Annotated in this window: 19 protein-coding genes; 6 read left to right on the top strand and 13 right to left on the bottom strand. The window is 70.5% G+C overall.

Annotation, left to right across the window (positions count from 1 at the left end; all coding sequences use genetic code 11):
- Window positions 1-60 precede the first annotated feature (60 nt).
- Complete coding sequence (locus NE236_RS12415) at window positions 61-966, top strand: aldose 1-epimerase family protein (RefSeq protein WP_252842063.1); 906 nt, start codon at window positions 61-63, stop codon at window positions 964-966.
- 133 nt (window positions 967-1,099) lie between these two features.
- Window positions 1,100-2,296, top strand: coding sequence for a DUF6986 family protein (locus NE236_RS12410; protein WP_252842062.1), 1,197 nt, complete (start codon window positions 1,100-1,102; stop codon window positions 2,294-2,296).
- A gap of 10 nt (window positions 2,297-2,306) precedes the next feature.
- Here NE236_RS12410 and NE236_RS12405 read toward each other — a convergent pair whose 3' ends face one another.
- From NE236_RS12405 to NE236_RS12380, 6 genes are all read right to left on the bottom strand, one after another.
- Window positions 2,307-2,630, bottom strand: a complete 324-nt coding sequence (locus tag NE236_RS12405; protein WP_252842061.1) for a hypothetical protein — start codon at window positions 2,628-2,630, stop codon at window positions 2,307-2,309.
- A 219-nt stretch (window positions 2,631-2,849) separates the two neighbouring features.
- Window positions 2,850-3,428 (bottom strand): nucleotidyltransferase family protein, encoded by a 579-nt coding sequence (locus tag NE236_RS12400; protein WP_252842060.1) that lies wholly within the window; start codon window positions 3,426-3,428, stop codon window positions 2,850-2,852.
- Window positions 3,429-3,490: 62 nt separating this feature from the next.
- Window positions 3,491-3,637 (bottom strand): hypothetical protein, encoded by a 147-nt coding sequence (locus NE236_RS12395; protein WP_252842059.1) that lies wholly within the window; start codon window positions 3,635-3,637, stop codon window positions 3,491-3,493.
- A gap of 89 nt (window positions 3,638-3,726) precedes the next feature.
- Window positions 3,727-4,824 (bottom strand): XdhC family protein, encoded by a 1,098-nt coding sequence (locus tag NE236_RS12390; RefSeq protein WP_252842058.1) that lies wholly within the window; start codon window positions 4,822-4,824, stop codon window positions 3,727-3,729.
- Entirely contained in the window at window positions 4,817-5,995 is a 1,179-nt protein-coding gene (locus NE236_RS12385; protein ID WP_252842057.1) for a vWA domain-containing protein, read from the bottom strand. Before NE236_RS12385 ends, NE236_RS12390 begins: the two co-directional genes overlap by 8 nt.
- A gap of 2 nt (window positions 5,996-5,997) precedes the next feature.
- Window positions 5,998-6,909 carry an AAA family ATPase gene (locus NE236_RS12380; RefSeq protein WP_252842056.1) on the bottom strand — a complete coding sequence of 304 codons (912 nt, stop codon included), beginning with the start codon at window positions 6,907-6,909 and terminating at the stop codon, window positions 5,998-6,000.
- Between the two features lie 73 nt (window positions 6,910-6,982).
- Between NE236_RS12380 and NE236_RS12375 the strand changes: the two genes are divergently transcribed.
- Both NE236_RS12375 and NE236_RS12370 read left to right on the top strand, forming a co-directional pair.
- The gene (locus NE236_RS12375; RefSeq protein WP_252842055.1) at window positions 6,983-7,453 is read left to right on the top strand and encodes an NADPH-dependent F420 reductase; all 471 of its coding nucleotides are present in this window, start codon (window positions 6,983-6,985) and stop codon (window positions 7,451-7,453) included.
- A 744-nt stretch (window positions 7,454-8,197) separates the two neighbouring features.
- Window positions 8,198-8,458 (top strand): peptidoglycan-binding domain-containing protein, encoded by a 261-nt coding sequence (locus tag NE236_RS12370; protein ID WP_252842054.1) that lies wholly within the window; start codon window positions 8,198-8,200, stop codon window positions 8,456-8,458.
- Between the two features lie 66 nt (window positions 8,459-8,524).
- Here the strand turns inward: NE236_RS12370 and NE236_RS12365 are convergent, their stop codons facing one another.
- Window positions 8,525-9,433, bottom strand: a complete 909-nt coding sequence (locus NE236_RS12365) for a LysR family transcriptional regulator (RefSeq protein ID WP_252842053.1) — start codon at window positions 9,431-9,433, stop codon at window positions 8,525-8,527.
- An 84-nt stretch (window positions 9,434-9,517) separates the two neighbouring features.
- Between NE236_RS12365 and NE236_RS12360 the strand changes: the two genes are divergently transcribed.
- Window positions 9,518-10,078: a NuoB/complex I 20 kDa subunit family protein gene (locus tag NE236_RS12360; protein ID WP_252842052.1), complete on the top strand. Its 561-nt coding sequence runs from the start codon at window positions 9,518-9,520 to the stop codon at window positions 10,076-10,078.
- 171 nt (window positions 10,079-10,249) lie between these two features.
- On the opposite strand, the gene NE236_RS12355 is transcribed toward NE236_RS12360, so the two are convergent.
- From NE236_RS12355 to NE236_RS12345, 3 genes are all read right to left on the bottom strand, one after another.
- On the bottom strand, window positions 10,250-11,260 hold the full coding sequence (locus NE236_RS12355) for an aldo/keto reductase family protein (protein ID WP_252842051.1): 1,011 nt from the start codon (window positions 11,258-11,260) through the stop codon (window positions 10,250-10,252).
- Window positions 11,261-11,448: 188 nt separating this feature from the next.
- On the bottom strand, window positions 11,449-11,616 hold the full coding sequence (locus tag NE236_RS12350) for a DUF397 domain-containing protein (protein WP_252842050.1): 168 nt from the start codon (window positions 11,614-11,616) through the stop codon (window positions 11,449-11,451).
- Entirely contained in the window at window positions 11,604-12,401 is a 798-nt protein-coding gene (locus NE236_RS12345; RefSeq protein WP_252842049.1) for a helix-turn-helix domain-containing protein, read from the bottom strand. The genes NE236_RS12350 and NE236_RS12345 overlap by 13 nt, the downstream gene beginning before the upstream one ends.
- Before the next feature lie 359 nt (window positions 12,402-12,760).
- Between NE236_RS12345 and NE236_RS12340 the strand changes: the two genes are divergently transcribed.
- Entirely contained in the window at window positions 12,761-13,483 is a 723-nt protein-coding gene (locus NE236_RS12340; protein ID WP_252842048.1) for a hypothetical protein, read from the top strand.
- A 212-nt stretch (window positions 13,484-13,695) separates the two neighbouring features.
- On the opposite strand, the gene NE236_RS12335 is transcribed toward NE236_RS12340, so the two are convergent.
- The 3 genes from NE236_RS12335 to ribH are packed head-to-tail and all read right to left on the bottom strand — an operon-like array spanning window position 13,696 to window position 15,586.
- Window positions 13,696-14,124 (bottom strand): PH domain-containing protein, encoded by a 429-nt coding sequence (locus NE236_RS12335; protein WP_252842047.1) that lies wholly within the window; start codon window positions 14,122-14,124, stop codon window positions 13,696-13,698.
- A gap of 27 nt (window positions 14,125-14,151) precedes the next feature.
- Window positions 14,152-15,027: an ATP phosphoribosyltransferase gene (gene hisG / locus NE236_RS12330; protein ID WP_252842046.1), complete on the bottom strand. Its 876-nt coding sequence runs from the start codon at window positions 15,025-15,027 to the stop codon at window positions 14,152-14,154.
- A gap of 46 nt (window positions 15,028-15,073) precedes the next feature.
- The gene (gene ribH, locus NE236_RS12325; RefSeq protein WP_252842045.1) at window positions 15,074-15,586 is read right to left on the bottom strand and encodes a 6,7-dimethyl-8-ribityllumazine synthase; all 513 of its coding nucleotides are present in this window, start codon (window positions 15,584-15,586) and stop codon (window positions 15,074-15,076) included.
- Window positions 15,587-15,641 lie beyond the last annotated feature (55 nt).

Raw genomic sequence — 15,641 nt, 5'->3', positions numbered from 1 at the left:
TGGCGCGGCGGCACCTGACGGCCGATGCGCCCGCGCCTCCGGCTGGACGACAATCGACGCATGACACTTACGGGGAACCAGTACGAGATCGGCGCGGGCCCGTACGGCGCAGTCGTCACCGAACAGGGCGCCACGCTGCGCGCCCTGACGCACGACGGGCGGCCGCTGATCCTCTCCCACGGCCCGGACGAGCTCGCGCCCGCGGCCGCCGGCCAACTGCTGGCACCGTGGCCGAACCGCGTGGACCGCGGCCGCTACGAGTTCGGCGGCGAGGCGTACCAGTTGCTGATCAACGAGGGCGGCCGCGACAACGCCATCCATGGACTGATCCGCCATGAGTCCTGGGCGATCGCCGAGCACGAGGCGCATCGGGTGCGCCTCACGTACCGGCTGCTCGGTCACAGCGGCTATCCGTTCCGGCTGGACCTGTCCGCGGAGTACGCCCTCGACCCCGAGCAGGGCCTGACCGTACGGCTGTCGGTACGCAACGCCGGCTCACGGCCCGCGCCGTACGGGCACGGCGCGCACCCGTACCTCACCCTGGGCCGCCCGCTGGACGAGTGCGACCTGACGGTGCCCGCCGACCGTTACCTCGAGGTCGACGACCGCGCCATCCCCGAGCCGACGGCCCGGGACGTGGCCGGCACCCCGTACGACCTGCGGGAGGGGCGGCGTCTCGGGGCCACGGAGATCGACAACCCGTACACCGGGCTGCGCCGCGACGCGGACGGACGGGCGTGGGTGCGCCTGGACGACGGGACGCGTTCGGTCGCGCTGTGGGCCGACGAGGCGCATCCGTGGCTGGAGATCTACACGGGCGACGAGACGCCTGCGGGCATGCGCCGCATGGGGGTGGGCGCCGAGCCGATGACCTGCCCGCCGAACGCGTTCGTCACGGGGACGGACCTGGTCACCCTGGAGCCCGGCGCGGAGTTCGGCGGATCCTGGGGCATCGTCGGCGGCTGACCCCGCACTCGCCGGGAACCGATCGCCGCGGGCGGCGATCACATTTGCCGAAGCCGGGCCGCCCGCCGGTGATCGACGCCGGCGGCGGCCCGGCTCGGTAACGTGTGACGCGGTGTCTTTGGGAAGGAACTTCGTGAAGCTGACCCTGTCCTCTGTCGACGACCTGAGCGCCCGTGTCGAGGAGGCGCGCGCCGAGTACGACCGCCGGTACCCCGGCGACTCGGACCAGCGCCGGCCCGTGCACACCGTGTACGTCCCGGCCGACCGCTTCACCGCCACCACGGCCGCCGACCTGGGCAAGGAGGCGCTGCGGCTGCTCGACGCGCACGCCCCCGACGGTGCCGCGACGGCCGGTGCCTTCGGCATCGACGCGGCCCTGGGTGAGACCGTGCGCGAGCGGGTCGCCGCAAAGCTGGCCCGCGAACCGGTGGAGGACCTGCGCATCGACTTCGAGGACGGGTACGGCGTCCGCGACGACGCCGAGGAGGACGGGCACGTCACCGCCGCCGTGGAGGCGGTCGCCCAGGCGTACGAGGCGCGGTCCCTCCCGTACTACTGGGGGCTGCGGGTCAAGTCGTTCGCGACGGGCGGCCACGGGCGGGCCATGCGCACCCTCGACGGCTTCCTCACCGGGCTGGCCGAGCGTCTCGGCCGCCTGCCAGGCGGCTTCGTGGTGACCTTTCCGAAGATCGTGACGCCCGAGCATGTGGGGATATTCGCCGACTTCCTCACCCGGTTCGAGGGGGAAATCGGCCTGCCGGAGGGGTTGCTGCGCTTCGAAGTCCAGATCGAGACGCCGCAGTCGGTCACCCACCTGGCGGACATCGTCGCCCTCGCCGGAAGCCGGTTGAGCGCCGCCCACTTCGGCGTGTACGACTACACGGCCGCGTGCGGGCTGCCCCCGTCGGAACAGCGGCTCGACCACCCGGCGTGCGACCATGCCCGCCATGTGATGCAGGTCACACTGGCCGGCACGGGCGTACGCCTCTCGGACGGCGCGACCAACATCGTCCCGGCCGGCGACGAGACGAAGGACGTGCACAGGGCCTGGCGGCTGCACGCCGGGCTGGTGCGCTACTCCCTGCTGCACGGCTTCTACCAGGGCTGGGACGGGCACGCCGCGCAGTTGCCGAGCCGGTACGCCGCGGTGTACGCGTTCCTGCTGAACGGCCTGGACGACACCGTCGACCGGCTGCGCGCGAACCGCGCCGGGCAGGTCGACGGCGCCGTCGACGGACCGGCGACCGTCGCGGCGCTGACCGCCCGGCTGCGGCACGCGGCCGACTGCGGCGCCGTCGACCGCGACGACGTCCGCGAGCTGATCGGCTGACCCGGCGGGCCTACCGGTCCACCACGGCGCCCGGGTGGGGCAACGGCGCGCCGTCGTCGCCGCGCCGGTCATCGCCGAGGTCGTCCACGCCCACGAACTGCCGCAGATCCTCGATCGCCATGGTCTGCTCGCGCATCTTGGCCATCATGTCGCGGAGCGTGTGGACGACGACGAGAGTGGCCTCCGCCTGGGCGAGAGTGGCGTGGACCTGCGCCAGCGCCATGTCCGGAGGCATCCGGGTCAGGGCGTTCTCGGCCTTGATCAGGTGGGAGGCGGCGCTGTCATTGTGCGTCACCCAGTGGTAGCCGGGTTCCTCCGGCCAGGCAGACGTCATAGCGGGTTGCTTACCTCTCCAGCCGGAGTCCCCGCGACCCCGGCGATCTTGTCCGAACCGTACACGGCCCCTGCGCGTCAGTAGGACGCACGAGTGGCGGCGCCGGTTGTCCCGGCGAACATCTCGATCCGATCTCCCGCCGTACGGTCGGGGCGCGGCGTCTCGGCGCGGGTACATCCACCGCCACGTCTCGATCCCCTCCGTACGGGCACGGCGAGGTCAGCGGAGGCGTTCGAGGTCCTCGGGAGTGTCGATGTCGTCGGCTCCGGCGACGTCGTCGCAGGGCACGGGGACGACGAGTTCGGGATGGGCGCGCAGGAAGGCGCGGGCCCCGACGTCTCCGGAGGCGTCGGCCGCCGCCTCCGCGACGTGCTCATGCGCGATGAGGACCGGGTTGCGGGGACGCCCCCCGTAGGTGGCGACCGCCACCCGCGCCCCGGACTCGTACGCCGCCCGCAGCCGGCGAACGGCCGCCGCGGTCACCCGCGGCTGGTCGACGAGGGCGATCACGACGGCCGGGCAGTCGGGCGGCAGGGCCGACAGCCCGGCGCGCAGCGACGAGGCCATGCCGGTGCGCCAGTCCGGGTTGTGGACGACGACCGCGCCGGCCACATCGGTCGGGGCCGCGCCGGTGACCACCACGATCGGGGTGCAGCCCGCCTCGTGCAGCATCCGCACCCCACGGTCGACGAGCCGAACCCCGCCGATCTCGACGAGCGCCTTCGGCGTGCCGAGTCGGCGCCCCTCTCCGGCGGCCAGCAACAGCCCGGCCGGCGCGCCCGCGTGCCTGATCCCCATCTCGGGAGCGTATCCATCCGCGTGGCCCCGGTCACGCGGAACAGACGGCCCGCCCGGCGGTGTCAGCGGTGGTGGGTGACGGGCGGGAGCACGCCATGGGCGGCGCGCTCGGGAGCGGCCACCGTCCCCCCGGCCACGGCGGTGCCGATCAGCGCCGTGACGACGAGCCGGCGCACCACGGTCCTCCGTGCGTTCTGTGACATGATCATCGGCCTTTCTCCCCGTTGTGGACTCTTCCGAGTCTCGGCCGTGAGCCGCGCCCGCGCATTGGGGCCAGACCTACTCTTCGACGGTGGTACTACCCCCCGTGGATCCGTCCGTCCGTCTCGCTGAGGGGGTGTCCGCTGCCACCCCAGCGGAGCCGGATGAGCTCCGCCGCGATCGAGACGGCGGTCTCCTCCGGGGTACGGGCGCCGAGGTCCAGGCCGATGGGCGAGCGCAGCCGCGCGATCTCGTCCTCGGTGACGCCCGCCTCGAGCAGCCGCTTGAGCCGGTCGTCGTGGGTGCGCCGGGAACCCATCGCCCCGATGTAGCCGGCCGGCGTGCGCAGCGCCACCTCCAGCAGCGGCACGTCGAACTTCGGATCATGGGTGAGGACGCAGATCACCGTGCGCTCGTCCACCTCCGTGTCGGCCAGGAACCGGTGCGGCCACGTCACGACGACCTCGTCCGCCTCGGGGAAGCGCTTGGCGGTGGCGAAGACCGGACGGGCGTCGCACACGGTCACGTGGTACCCGAGGAACCTGCCGATGCGGGCGACCGCCGCCGCGAAGTCGATCGCGCCGAACACCAGCATGCGCGGCGGCGGCGCGAAGGAGTGCACGAAGACGGAGAGTTCGTCGCGGCGGCGTTCGCCGTCCGGCCCGTAACGGCGGACCCCGGTGATCCCCTGGGCGAGCATCCCGCGGACGTCGTCGTCGACGGCGGCGTCCAGCCGGTCGAGCCCCAGGGAGCCCGCCGCGCGGTCGGGCCAGACGACGCGGCGCGTGCCGATCCGCCGCGGCCCGGCGACGGTGGTCGCGACCGCCACCGGCTCGTGCCGTTCGACCGACGCCGCCACGTCCGCGAACTCCGGGAACGTCGCCGGGCCGACCGGCTCGACCAGCACGTCGAGAAGCCCGCCGCAGGTCAGGCCGACGGCGAAGGCGTCGTCGTCGCTGACGCCGTACCGTCGCAGCACCGGCCGTCCCGTCTTCATGACCTCCCGCGCCAGCTCGTACACCGCGCCCTCGACACAGCCGCCGGACACGCTGCCCACCGCCTCGCCTCCTGCGGAGACGGCCATGGAGGCGCCCGGCGGCCGGGGCGCGCTGCGGAACGTGTCGACGACGGTGGCCAGGCCGAACATCTCCCCCGCCGCGTACCAGGTGCGGATCTCGCCGAGCACGTCACGCATCGCCGATCACTCCCGCCAGTTCCTCCAGGGCGGCCAGGCTGTGCCCGGCCACGAAGTCGTCGACGTGCGGCAGGGCCGCCGCCATCCCGGCCGTGAGGGGTTCGTACCCGGGCCGGGCCTTGTGCGGATTGGCCCACACGACCCGGTGGGCGAGCCGGCGCAGGCGCGCCATCTGCGCGCCGAGCAGGGTCGCGTCGCCGCGTTCCCAGCCGTCGGAGGCGACCACGACGACCGCACCGCGCGCCATGCCGCGCTGGCCGTACCGGTCGAGGAACTCCTTCAGCTCCTCGCCGAGCCGGGTTCCGCCGCTCCAGTCGGGGATCGCGGAGGACACCGCCGCGATCGCCGCGTCGGGTTCGCGGTGCCGCAGTTCGCGGGTGACGCGGGTCAGCCGGGTGCCGACCGTGAACACCTCGGTGCTGCGCGGGGCGCAGCGCACGGCGGCGTGCGCGAACCGCAACAGCACGTCGGCGTACGGGCTCATCGAGCCGCTGACGTCGACCAGGAGCACGACCCGGCGCGGCCGGGTCCGGTGGGCGCGGTGGTGGAGACGGGAGACCTCACCGCCCCGCCGGAGGACGGAGCGGACCGTCCGGCCCGGATCGAGACGCCCCCGGTGGGCCGGGGCGAAGCGCCGGGACCGGCGGCGCGCCGAGACGTCCTGGAGGAGGGCGATCAGGCGCCGCACCTCGGCCCGCTCCGCCGCGCTGAGCCGGGCGACGTCGCGCCTGCGCAGGACCTCGGCCTCGCTGGCCGCCGCCACGCTCGGGTCGCCGCGCCGCTCCTGCCCGCCCACCTCGGAGCGTGCGGCGAACCGTGCGGCGACCACCGGCGGACGGGACACGCGGCGGACCGAGGCGGACTCCCCGGAGAAGTACGCGGCGAAGCACCGGTCATAGCGCCGCAGGTCGGCGGGGTCGGCGCACAGGGTCAGGCGGCCGGCCCAGTACACGTCCCGGGCGTTCTCCACGTCCAGGCGGTCCAGCGCGGCGATCATCGCCTGGAGCCGCTCGGGGTCGGCGTTCACCCCTGCCGCGCGCAGCGTACGGGCGAAGCCGGCCATCGTCGCGACGACGTCGCGCGGGGACGTCCGGCGCTCCGCTCCGTCCGACGGTCCGGCGCCCGGCGGTTCGGGCTCCGAAGGCCCTGCACGTCCGCTCGCTCCGCCCATGGTCAGGATCCGTTGAGCAGGACGTCGAGGCCCCTGACGACCCGCTCGGTGTCCTCGCGGTACTTCAGGACCGCGCCGAGGGTGACGGCCGCGGTGTCGGGATCGAGGTCGCGGGCCCCCAGAGCGACGAGGGCCTCGGTCCAGTCGAGACTCTCGGCCACGCCGGGCGTCTTCAGCAGGTCCAGCCCCCGCAACCGGGCGGCCGCGCCGGCCACCTGCCGGACGAGCCGTTCGGACGCCTCCGGCAGCCGCCGCCGGATGATCGCGACCTCGCGGTCGAACGCCGGATGCTCCAGCCAGTGGTAGAGGCAGCGGCGTTTCAGCGCGTCGTGCACCTCGCGCGTGCGGTTGGAGGTGACGATGACGACGGGCGGATGCTCGGCCCGTACGGTGCCCAGCTCCGGGATCGAGATCGTGAAGTCGCTCAGCACCTCGAGCAGGAACGCCTCGAACTCGTCGTCGGCGCGGTCGATCTCGTCGACCAGCAGCACGCTCGGGCGGTCCGCCGACGAGGTCTCCAGCGCCCGCAGCAGCGGACGGGCGACGAGGAACCGCCGGTCGTACAGCTCCGACTCGAGCCGCTGGACGTCGGTCACGCCCGCGGCCTCGGCGGCGCGCAGGTGCAGCAGCTGGCGCGGGAAGTCCCAGTCGTAGAGCGCCTGCGCGGCGTCCAGGCCCTCGTAGCACTGGAGGCGGATCAGCGGGACGTCGAGCACGGCCGCGAGCGTCTTGGCCAGTTCGGTCTTGCCGACCCCGGCCTCGCCCTCCAGGAACAGCGGGCGGCTCATGCGCAGGCTCAGGAAACAGGCGGTGGCGAGCCCCTCGTCGGCCAGGTAGGCGTGCCGGTCCAGCGCCTCACTCAACGCCGTCGGCGAGGCGAAGTCAGACGCCGGAAATGAGGCGGTATTCGGCACGCCTCAAGGCTACTTCTCCGGACAGGACCATCCAGGGCGGTCACGCGCAGTACTCAAAGCGGGCATCTTGCCGATGACCACCGTGGCGTACGGGGGCGTCCAGGACGTCCTCGCGCAGGTCGGGGACGCGCTGCGCGGGCGAACGGTGATCGACTGTGTGAACGGCATCCGGCATCCCGGCGTCACGCTCGCCACCGGGAACGGCCCGTCCGTCGCCCGGCAGGTCGCCGACGCGACCGGCGCCCACGTGGTCAAGGCGTTCAACCTGTGCCCCGACGACGTCTGGCGGATGACGCCGCCGCACTTCGACGGCCGGCCGCTGACCGTGCCGATCTGCGGGCACGACCCGGGCGCCCTCGCGACGGCGCGGACCCTGATCACCGACCTCGGCTGCGCGCCGGCCGACGCCGGCGGGCTCGACCGATCCGGCCTGCTGGAGGCCACGGCGGCGTTCGTGATCGGCCTGCACATCTCCGGCGTCGACCCGCGCTCCGCCCTGCCCAGGGCTGATGCGTTCTCGGCTGGTGAGACTGTTGAGATCTGACGTCTGATGGGGCGGTCGGCCGAAACGAAGGGCACGGCCCTGAAGATCACGTGGTTGTCTGATCGATGACTTCGCCCGCTACTGCGCCGACGCGGATCTGCCGGATACGGCTGCCCAGGTGGATCTGGTGCCGGTGTTCCCGACACTGCTGGACTGCCTTGCACCGTACGGACGGGCGCATGGTCATGAGCTGGTGATTACCCCCGAACGAATCACCCATTTGGGAGGCACACCCATGTATTGGGCACCGACGGCACGCCACCGCGTCAGCCGCCGTCCACTGAGACGATAATTTTCTCGCCTGAGTAGACACCGTGGAAACACACGGGTTCCCCCACGGCGTTGGCGGCCGACCACCGTAACCCGCGCGGCACGATCCTCCTGACACCTCGGGCAGGAATAACCTCAAACCGGAAGTTGACGGAGGGTCATGATTCGACAGACCACTTACTCCCTCCCTCAACGAGCGGACGTCGGTCGGACCGGTTCGATTGACCTGCGGTACGGGTCGAACATTATGTCCTTCGCCAACCACCTCACACCTGAGTGAAGGAGTCAGAGCCCCGAACCTCGCTCGAACCGATTGAGTCAACACGCGATCAAACGTAGGTTTCTTTGGTAGATCATTAGCGTCGGGACCTGTTGCGAGGGGTAGGGCCGCAATTGTGAGGGACTGCACGGATATCGTCGGTCGTCACTGACCAAGCCGGCGGTCCAGTCCGATACGAAAATAGGAGAGTCCTCATGACGCCAGCGCCACCTTACAAACCGCCTCCGTTGACGAACCCTAAGTTCAACGACGCTCGGGTGCGCCAGTGGCAGCAGCAGATGAAGGACCGCGGCTGGAATATCGCGGTCGACAGTGACTATGGCGACGACAGCGAAAGGATCTGCAGGGCCTTCCAGAAGGAGAAGGGCCTGAAGGTGGACGGCATCGTCGGGCCGATCACCTGGAAGGCCACTTGGGAGGCACCGGTCACGGCCGCCGCCTCGCCCAGGCACTGAACCATCGCTTTCAGGTAACGGGCAAGGCCCGTGTGCCGCAGGACGACTAGCCGGGCCGACCGCCCTTCATCGGGTGGTCGGCTCGTGCCATGCCGTCTCGGCGGCGACCCGGACGAACTCTTGGATCATCGGATTCCGTGCGCCGGCCGGCCACACGGGCGCGCAGATCATCGGGGGCAGGCCGTAGACCGGCACGGTCACGACGTGTGGGTCGTCCAGGTGCAGTGAGGCGACCGTCAGGTGGACCACGTCCCCCTCGCCGACCAGGATGATCGCCTCTTCGATGGACGCGGAGGCATGACGGGCGACGCGGCGGAGCGGCACTCCGCTCGGAGTGGTCCGGGGAATCCAGAGGTCGGCGATCCGCTCCGGCATGCGGCTCGGATACAGCACGTCGTACGCGACCAACTCCTCGGCGTCGACGACGGCGCGCCGGGCCAGCGGATGCCCGGCCGCCACCAGCACCACGCGCTCGTCCCGCAGCAGCGCGGGTCCGACGCGGACACCCAGGTCCCGGATCAACGAGGGGTCGGCGGGAAGCCAGCCGATGAAGAGGTCCACCGGCCAGTCGCCGCGCCAGCGGACCGGGTCGGTGTTGGGATGCGCGGACCGCACCACGGCGCACTGCGGGTGCGCGCGCTCGAAGGCCCTGATCGGCCGGTCGGGCACGCCCTCGGGCAGGCTCGTCGCGACGCCGACGCGGAGCACGCCCGGCCGTACGCTCCGCTGCGCCTCGCGCAACGCCCGCTCCATCCGGTCGTACGCGGGCCGCAGTTCGTCCTCCAGCCGTTCGCCCAGCGGTGTCAGCCGCACCCGCCTGCTCGTCCGCTCGAACAGCAGAGCGCCGACCCGGCGTTCGAGCGCGCGCACCGCCTGGCTGACGCGGGGAGTGGAGATCCCCAGGTCGGCCGCCGCACGCCCGAAGTGCAACTCGCGAGCCACCGCCAGGAACGCCTCGATCTCCCGGATCTCCATACGATCATTGTGTCGCCCCGCTTAATGATCGTGACGCGATCCGTCCTTGATCACCTTTGCCGGAGCGGCCAGCCTTAGATCACTATGGGACTCGAAGAACATCTACCCGGAGGATTCCTGCTCACGACGGTCGAGGCGATGGCCGGTCTGGCTCGCAAGTCGTCGATGTGGCCGATGACCTTCGGTTTGGCCTGCTGCGGGATGGAGCTGATGGCGGTCGGCGATCCGCGCCACGATTTCTCGCGGTTCGGGATGGAGCGCGCGTCGGGCTCGCCCCGCCAGGCCGATCTCATGATCGTCGCCGGGCGGGTCAGCCAGAAGATGGCGCCCGTGCTGCGGCAGCTGTACGACCAGATGGCGTCGCCGAAGTGGGTCATCGCGATGGGCGTGTGCGCCTCCTCGGGCGGCATGTTCAACAACTACGCGGTCGTCCAGGGCGTCGACCACCTCGTGCCCGTCGACATCTACCTGCCCGGCTGCCCGCCTCGCCCGGAGATGCTCCTCGACGCGATCCTCAAACTGCACGACAAGGTCCAGAACACGAAGCTGGGCGCGCACCGCCGCGACCAGATCGTGGCCGAGGAGCGGGCTCGCCTCACGCAACTCCCGCTGATCGACGTGTCATCGCCCAGCGCGATTCACTGATCACCTGAATCTTCGACACCTCACGGTGTCGAAGATTCAGGTGATCACGACCCTTCTGCCGGATTCACGGTCACGCTCCCGGCGTCGGAGGTCAGGGGTGAGCTTGCGCGAGGCCGATGGGCTGTCGGTCACGTTGATGTGGGGTGTACCCGACCTCGTGCGGGCAGGAGGTCAGCGGCGCCAGGACGGCATGACCTCGAACATCGCCGCGGTCTTGGCCGGATCGCGGTCGACGAGTTCGTCGAGCACCTCGTCGATCCGCTTCATGATCGAGTCGTCGAGACGCCGCCCGCTGACGGCGGCGTTCTCGGCGACCTGCTCGGGCCGCGACGCACCGATGATCGCCGCCGCGACGTTCGGGTTCCGCAGGACCCACGCGACGGCGAGCTGGGCCATCGTGAGCCCGGCCTCCTCGGCGATCGGTCGCAGCCGCTGGACCCGTTCGAGCACCGTGTCGGACATGTAGCGGCCGACGAAGCGCGAACCCCGCGCGTCATCGGCCCGTGTCCCCGCGGGGACCTCACGGCCGGGCAGGTACTTGCCGGTGAGAACGCCTTGGGCGACCGGGGAGAACACGATCTGGCTCAGGCCGAGACGCTCGCACGCGGGCACGACCTCCGGCTCGATGACACGCCACAGCATGGAGTACTGCGGCTGGTTGGACACCAGCGACACCCCCATCCGGCGAGCCAGCGCCTGCCCCTTCTCGATCTGCGCGGCCGTCCACTCCGACACCCCGACGTAGAGGGCCTTCCCCTGCCGCACCAGGTCGGCGAACGCCCGGATGGTCTCCTCCAGCGGGGTGTTCTCGTCGAAGCGGTGCGCCTGGTAGAGGTCGACGCAGTCGGTGCCGAGCCGCCGCAGTGAGGCGTGGCAGCTCTCCATGATGTGCTTGCGGGAGAGCCCCCGATCGTTCGGGCCCGGTCCGGTCGGCAGGCACACCTTCGTGGCGATGACGACCGAATCGCGGCGAACGCCGGACAGCGCCCGGCCGAGCACCTCCTCGGCGCGTCCCTGGGAGTAGATGTCGGCCGTGTCGAACGTGGTGATGCCGGCGTCCAGCGCCGCCCGGACACATGCGGCCTGGGCGTCCTCGGCGATCTGGCCGTCCAGCGTCAGCCAGTTGCCGAAAATGATCTCACTGACCTTGAGTCCGCTGTCGCCCAGAAATCGATGCTCCATGGTGATCATCGTAGTGACGAGCGACGACGCGGATCGAACCGCTGCGCGGGCACCACATCTCCCGGCCACCATCTACCCGTCAGGCCCGTTTCGCCCGATCGTTCGCCGCCGAAAGCAGAACGCCCCCGCCGGACCGTGTCGGTCCAGCGGGGGCAATGAGTGAACGATCAGTGTTAGGGGTCAGGCCGTCACCGGCGGTCGAACGCCTCGCCGGCCCGCTCGATCACGGCCACCTCGACACAGTCACCACCGTTGGCCGTACTCCGTGCGGCCTTCCGCCACGTCACCGCCAGTTCGACGCAGTTGCCGCCATTCGCCGTGCTACGTGAGGCCTTCTGCCACGTCACGTCGTCCATTGCTCCGACTTCCTCCGAATGAGCTCGATCGACTGCCGCCTGGGGAGGGTGTCCGCCCGGAACACCTCGAACATACGCCGCAGCATCGCCACATCGTGCTGGCGCTCGACCACCTCTCCGCTGAGCTGACTGTCAACGTAGGCCAGCTCGATCCCGCCGTCGAGGGTCGCAACGGCGAATGGGCCCGTGAACCCGGCGCACGCCTCCGCCTCCGCCGGAACGATCTGCACCACCACGTTGTCCCGCTCGGCCATGGCCGCCAGGTACATGAGTTGGTCGGCCATGACCTTGGCTCCGCCGACGTTCTGGCCGAGCACGCTCTCGGCGATGACGGCGACGAGGACGGGCGGGGCGTCCTCCCGCGTAAGGATCTTCTGGCGGTCCAGCCGTGCGCCCACCATGTCCTCCAGGTCGGCGATGTCGTGGCGCCCCGCCCGCAGCACCGCGCGGGCGTATTCCTGGTTCTGCAGCAGGCCGGGCACCACGGTCGACTGGAATGACAGAAGCGACGTCGCCCGACGCTCGACGACCAGCCACTTGTCCAGCCATTCGGGCGGGACCTCGCCGGCGACGAGCTCATCGATGACGCGGACCAGGATGTCGCTCACGCCCAGCATCGGGAGGAGGCGTTCGAGATGCTCCGGCCTCGGCAGCATCCGATGGGTCTCCCATGCGGCGACCAGGGAGTCCGAAACGTAGAGGGATTTCCCCACTGTCGCCCGGGTCAGCCATTTCGCCTCGCGAGCGCGGCGAAGCTCTTTGGCGACGAATACTCGCGCCGTCATCCGATTTCCGCTCATCGACCCGTACCCTTTCGCCCGAAATGGGAAGCGTCCCATTCGTCCGGTAACAGTGGAGCGCTCCCCAGCGTACGCAGATGAGCACGCTCCGTGTCCAGATATTCGTCACGTCGGATGCGGAAAGCTCGGTGACCAATGGATCGGAGGTCCGGAAAAACGGGATTCGCCGCTTCTCACGGCCGATCCGCCGAGCATTCGGCCCGCACCGCGCTTACGGTCGATCGTGCGGCTGGAAGTCAGCAAAGGAATGCGTGCCACTCGGCGTCCGGTGAGTTGCAATCGCCCCGGCTCCCGGGACGATCTTCGGCAAACCGACAATCGAGAGACAACGAAGGGATCTTGCCATGAGCGAGACCATCACGTCACCGGCACCGAGTGTTCCGACTCCCAGGGACCTGATCATGTCGTTGCGTCTGCGCGAGCTCGTCCGTCTGGGGATGGTCTCGCCGCTGGACCGCGACGCCGTTCTGAAGGTCGCCGCCGCCGCGCAGGTGGTCGAAATCGTCGACGGCGGCTTCGACCTCATGCGCTACCGCCGGATGCGGACTGTGGCGACGCACCCGGAGTCGATCGAGATCCTCACCCTCGAACAGGAGCTCGGCAAGGGCGCCGGTAACACGTACGTCGACATCCGTCAGGTCGCCACCGACGTCACTCACGACCAGGTGAAGGACGTCATCGAGAACCACGACCTCGGATGGGGTTATCTCCCCCTGCTCCATGCCACCGCGTCACACGCCAAGACGCTCGAACTGCTCAAGGACGGTGTCGATGGGCACCAGTACGTCCGGGTGCACGAGTACGCCGGCAGTCACGAGAACACCCTTGAGGTGATCGCGGTGGCCGGACCCGAACTGTACGCGCCGCTCTCCGGCGCCTACATCTACCTGTGTGCGAACGGGGTGTCGCACCCGGAGGCGATGGAGGTCATCGTCGCCGCCCGCGACAAGAACATCAACCCCGCCCTGTACCTGTCCTACCGTGGGCTGCACGCGGCCAACCGGCCCGGCGACGTCACGCTGGGCCACCGCGAGGCGCTCCAGGAAGCCGTGAAGCACCCCCTGTAGCGGCTTGCCGATCCCCGTCGGCCCCCACTCCGCCAAACGGAGTGGGGGCCGAACCTCGTCATCCCGCAAGGCCCGATCGTGCGGTCGTCGGCGTCGAGGATCAGGAACGCGGGTGCCATGGTGGCCAGGCGACGCGCGAGGATCGGAACGCGCCGGCGGAGGAAGCCGGCCATGATGATCTGCCCGGCGTACGTTCGGGATGGTGCGCCGCGTCAGTGGTCTTTCGCCTCGCCGCGTTCGTGGATGAGTGCGGCCAGCTCGCCGAGGGCGCGGCTCGCGCGGTCGCCGTCGGACGCCTGGATGCCCATGATCGCGACGGTGGAGCCGTCGGCCAGGTCGAGGGTGGGCCAGGGCGCGCCCTCGGCCATCGACACGCCGATCAGCTCCGCCCAGTCGTACTCGTGCGTGCGCAGGCCGTTGACGATCGTCACCCCTTCGGGGTCGGCGGTCACGCGGCTGCGGGCGAGCATGTGCAGGATCCCGGCGACGATCAGTCCGATCGCGACCAGGCCGAGCCGGTCGCCGAGCCCCCAGGGGGCGGGCATGACCACGGCGAGAACGATCATGCCGAGGACCACCACCGTCGCAAGGACGTACGGGACGATCCTGGCCCGCCGTGGTCGCCACGTCGCCGTGGTCATGAGGGAGCCGCCTTAAACGAGAATGGGTCAGTCGACGATCTTGGAGATGGGGATCTCGAGGATGTCGCGGGCGCCCGCCGCCTTGAGCGCCGGGATCAGGGTGTTGACGCCGTGCTTGGCGACGACGCTCTCGACCGCGTGCATCTCACCGCCGGCCAGCGGGGTGACCGTGGGGAACGACATCGACGGGATGATGTCGAGCACCGACTGGAGCGCGCCGTTCTCGACGTTGAGCTTGAGCAGGACGTTGCCGCGGGCCCGGATCGCGCCCTGCAGCAGCAGCGCGATGTCCTCCATGGCCGCCCGCTTGTCGGCGTCCTCGTAGGCCTCGCGGCTGGCGACCAGCTCGGTGTAGCTGGTCAGCAGCGTGTCGAGGATGCGCAGGCCGTTCTTGCGCAGCGACGACCCGGTCTCGGTGAGGTCGACGATCACGTCGACGATGTCGGGGACCTTCGCCTCGGTGGCGCCGTACGAGGGCACGACGCGGGCCTTGACCCCGTGCTTGGCGAGGAACCGCTCGGTGAGGGCGGGGAACTCGGTGGAGATCCGCACCCCTTCCGGCAGGTCGGACACGGTCTGCCAGGGAGCGTCGTTCGGTACGGCCATGATGACGCGCACCGGGTTGGACGTGGCCTTGGAGTATTTCAGCTCGCCGAGCGAGACGACGTCGGCGTCGGTCTCGGTGATCCAGTCGCGGCCGGTGATCCCGAGGTCGAACAGGCCCTGTTCGAGGTAGGTCGGGATCTCCTGCGGGCGCAGGACGCGGACCCGGTCGATCCGCGGATCGTCGATCGAGGCGCGGTAGTCGCGGTCGGAGCCCCGGCGGACGGTCAGGTCGGCGGCGTCGAACAGCTCGAACGTCGCCTTCTCGAGAGAGCCCTTGGGCAGCACGAGTGACAGCACGGTTGTGAACCTTCCTGATGACAGATGGGAATCGCGGTGTCGACGCTCAGGAGCCCAGATGCTCCGCGTCGCGCCGCGCGTGACCGTGGTGCCGAAGACCTCGCAGGGTCAGTGCCGTATCGAGAGCGGCCACGGTCGCCTCCATCCCTTTGTCCTCACGGCTGTCGTCCAGCCCGCAGCGGTCCAATGCCTGGTCGAGCGTCTCACATGTTAGTACCCCATTGCCCACCGGGGTGCCCTCGTCCAGGGCAACCCTTGTCAAACCCGCGGTGACGGAGTCGCAGACGTAATCGAAATGCGGGGTCCCGCCGCGGATGACCGTTCCCAGGCAGACGACCGCGTCGTTGTCGCGGGCGAGCTGCTGGGCGACGACCGGGAGTTCGAGAGCGCCCGCCACGCGCACGACCACCGGGTCGGCGACGCGGCACTCCTTGGCGGCGGCGACGGCCCGCTCCAGCAGCCGGTCGGTGACCCGTGCGTGCCACCGGGTGCAGACGATGCCCAGGCTCAGCCCGGACGCGTCGACGAAGCCCTCTTCGGGGCGTCCGATTCCGCTCATGCGCCCTCCTTCGTCGGGGGAGTGACCAGACGCGCCATGCTTTCGATTCGCTCGC

It is taken from the genome of Actinoallomurus purpureus (assembly GCF_024055795.1).
Taxonomy (GTDB): domain Bacteria; phylum Actinomycetota; class Actinomycetes; order Streptosporangiales; family Streptosporangiaceae; genus Actinoallomurus; species Actinoallomurus purpureus.
The sequence above is the reverse complement of the archived record's forward strand: the minus strand, read 5'-3'. Positions and strand labels throughout refer to the sequence as shown.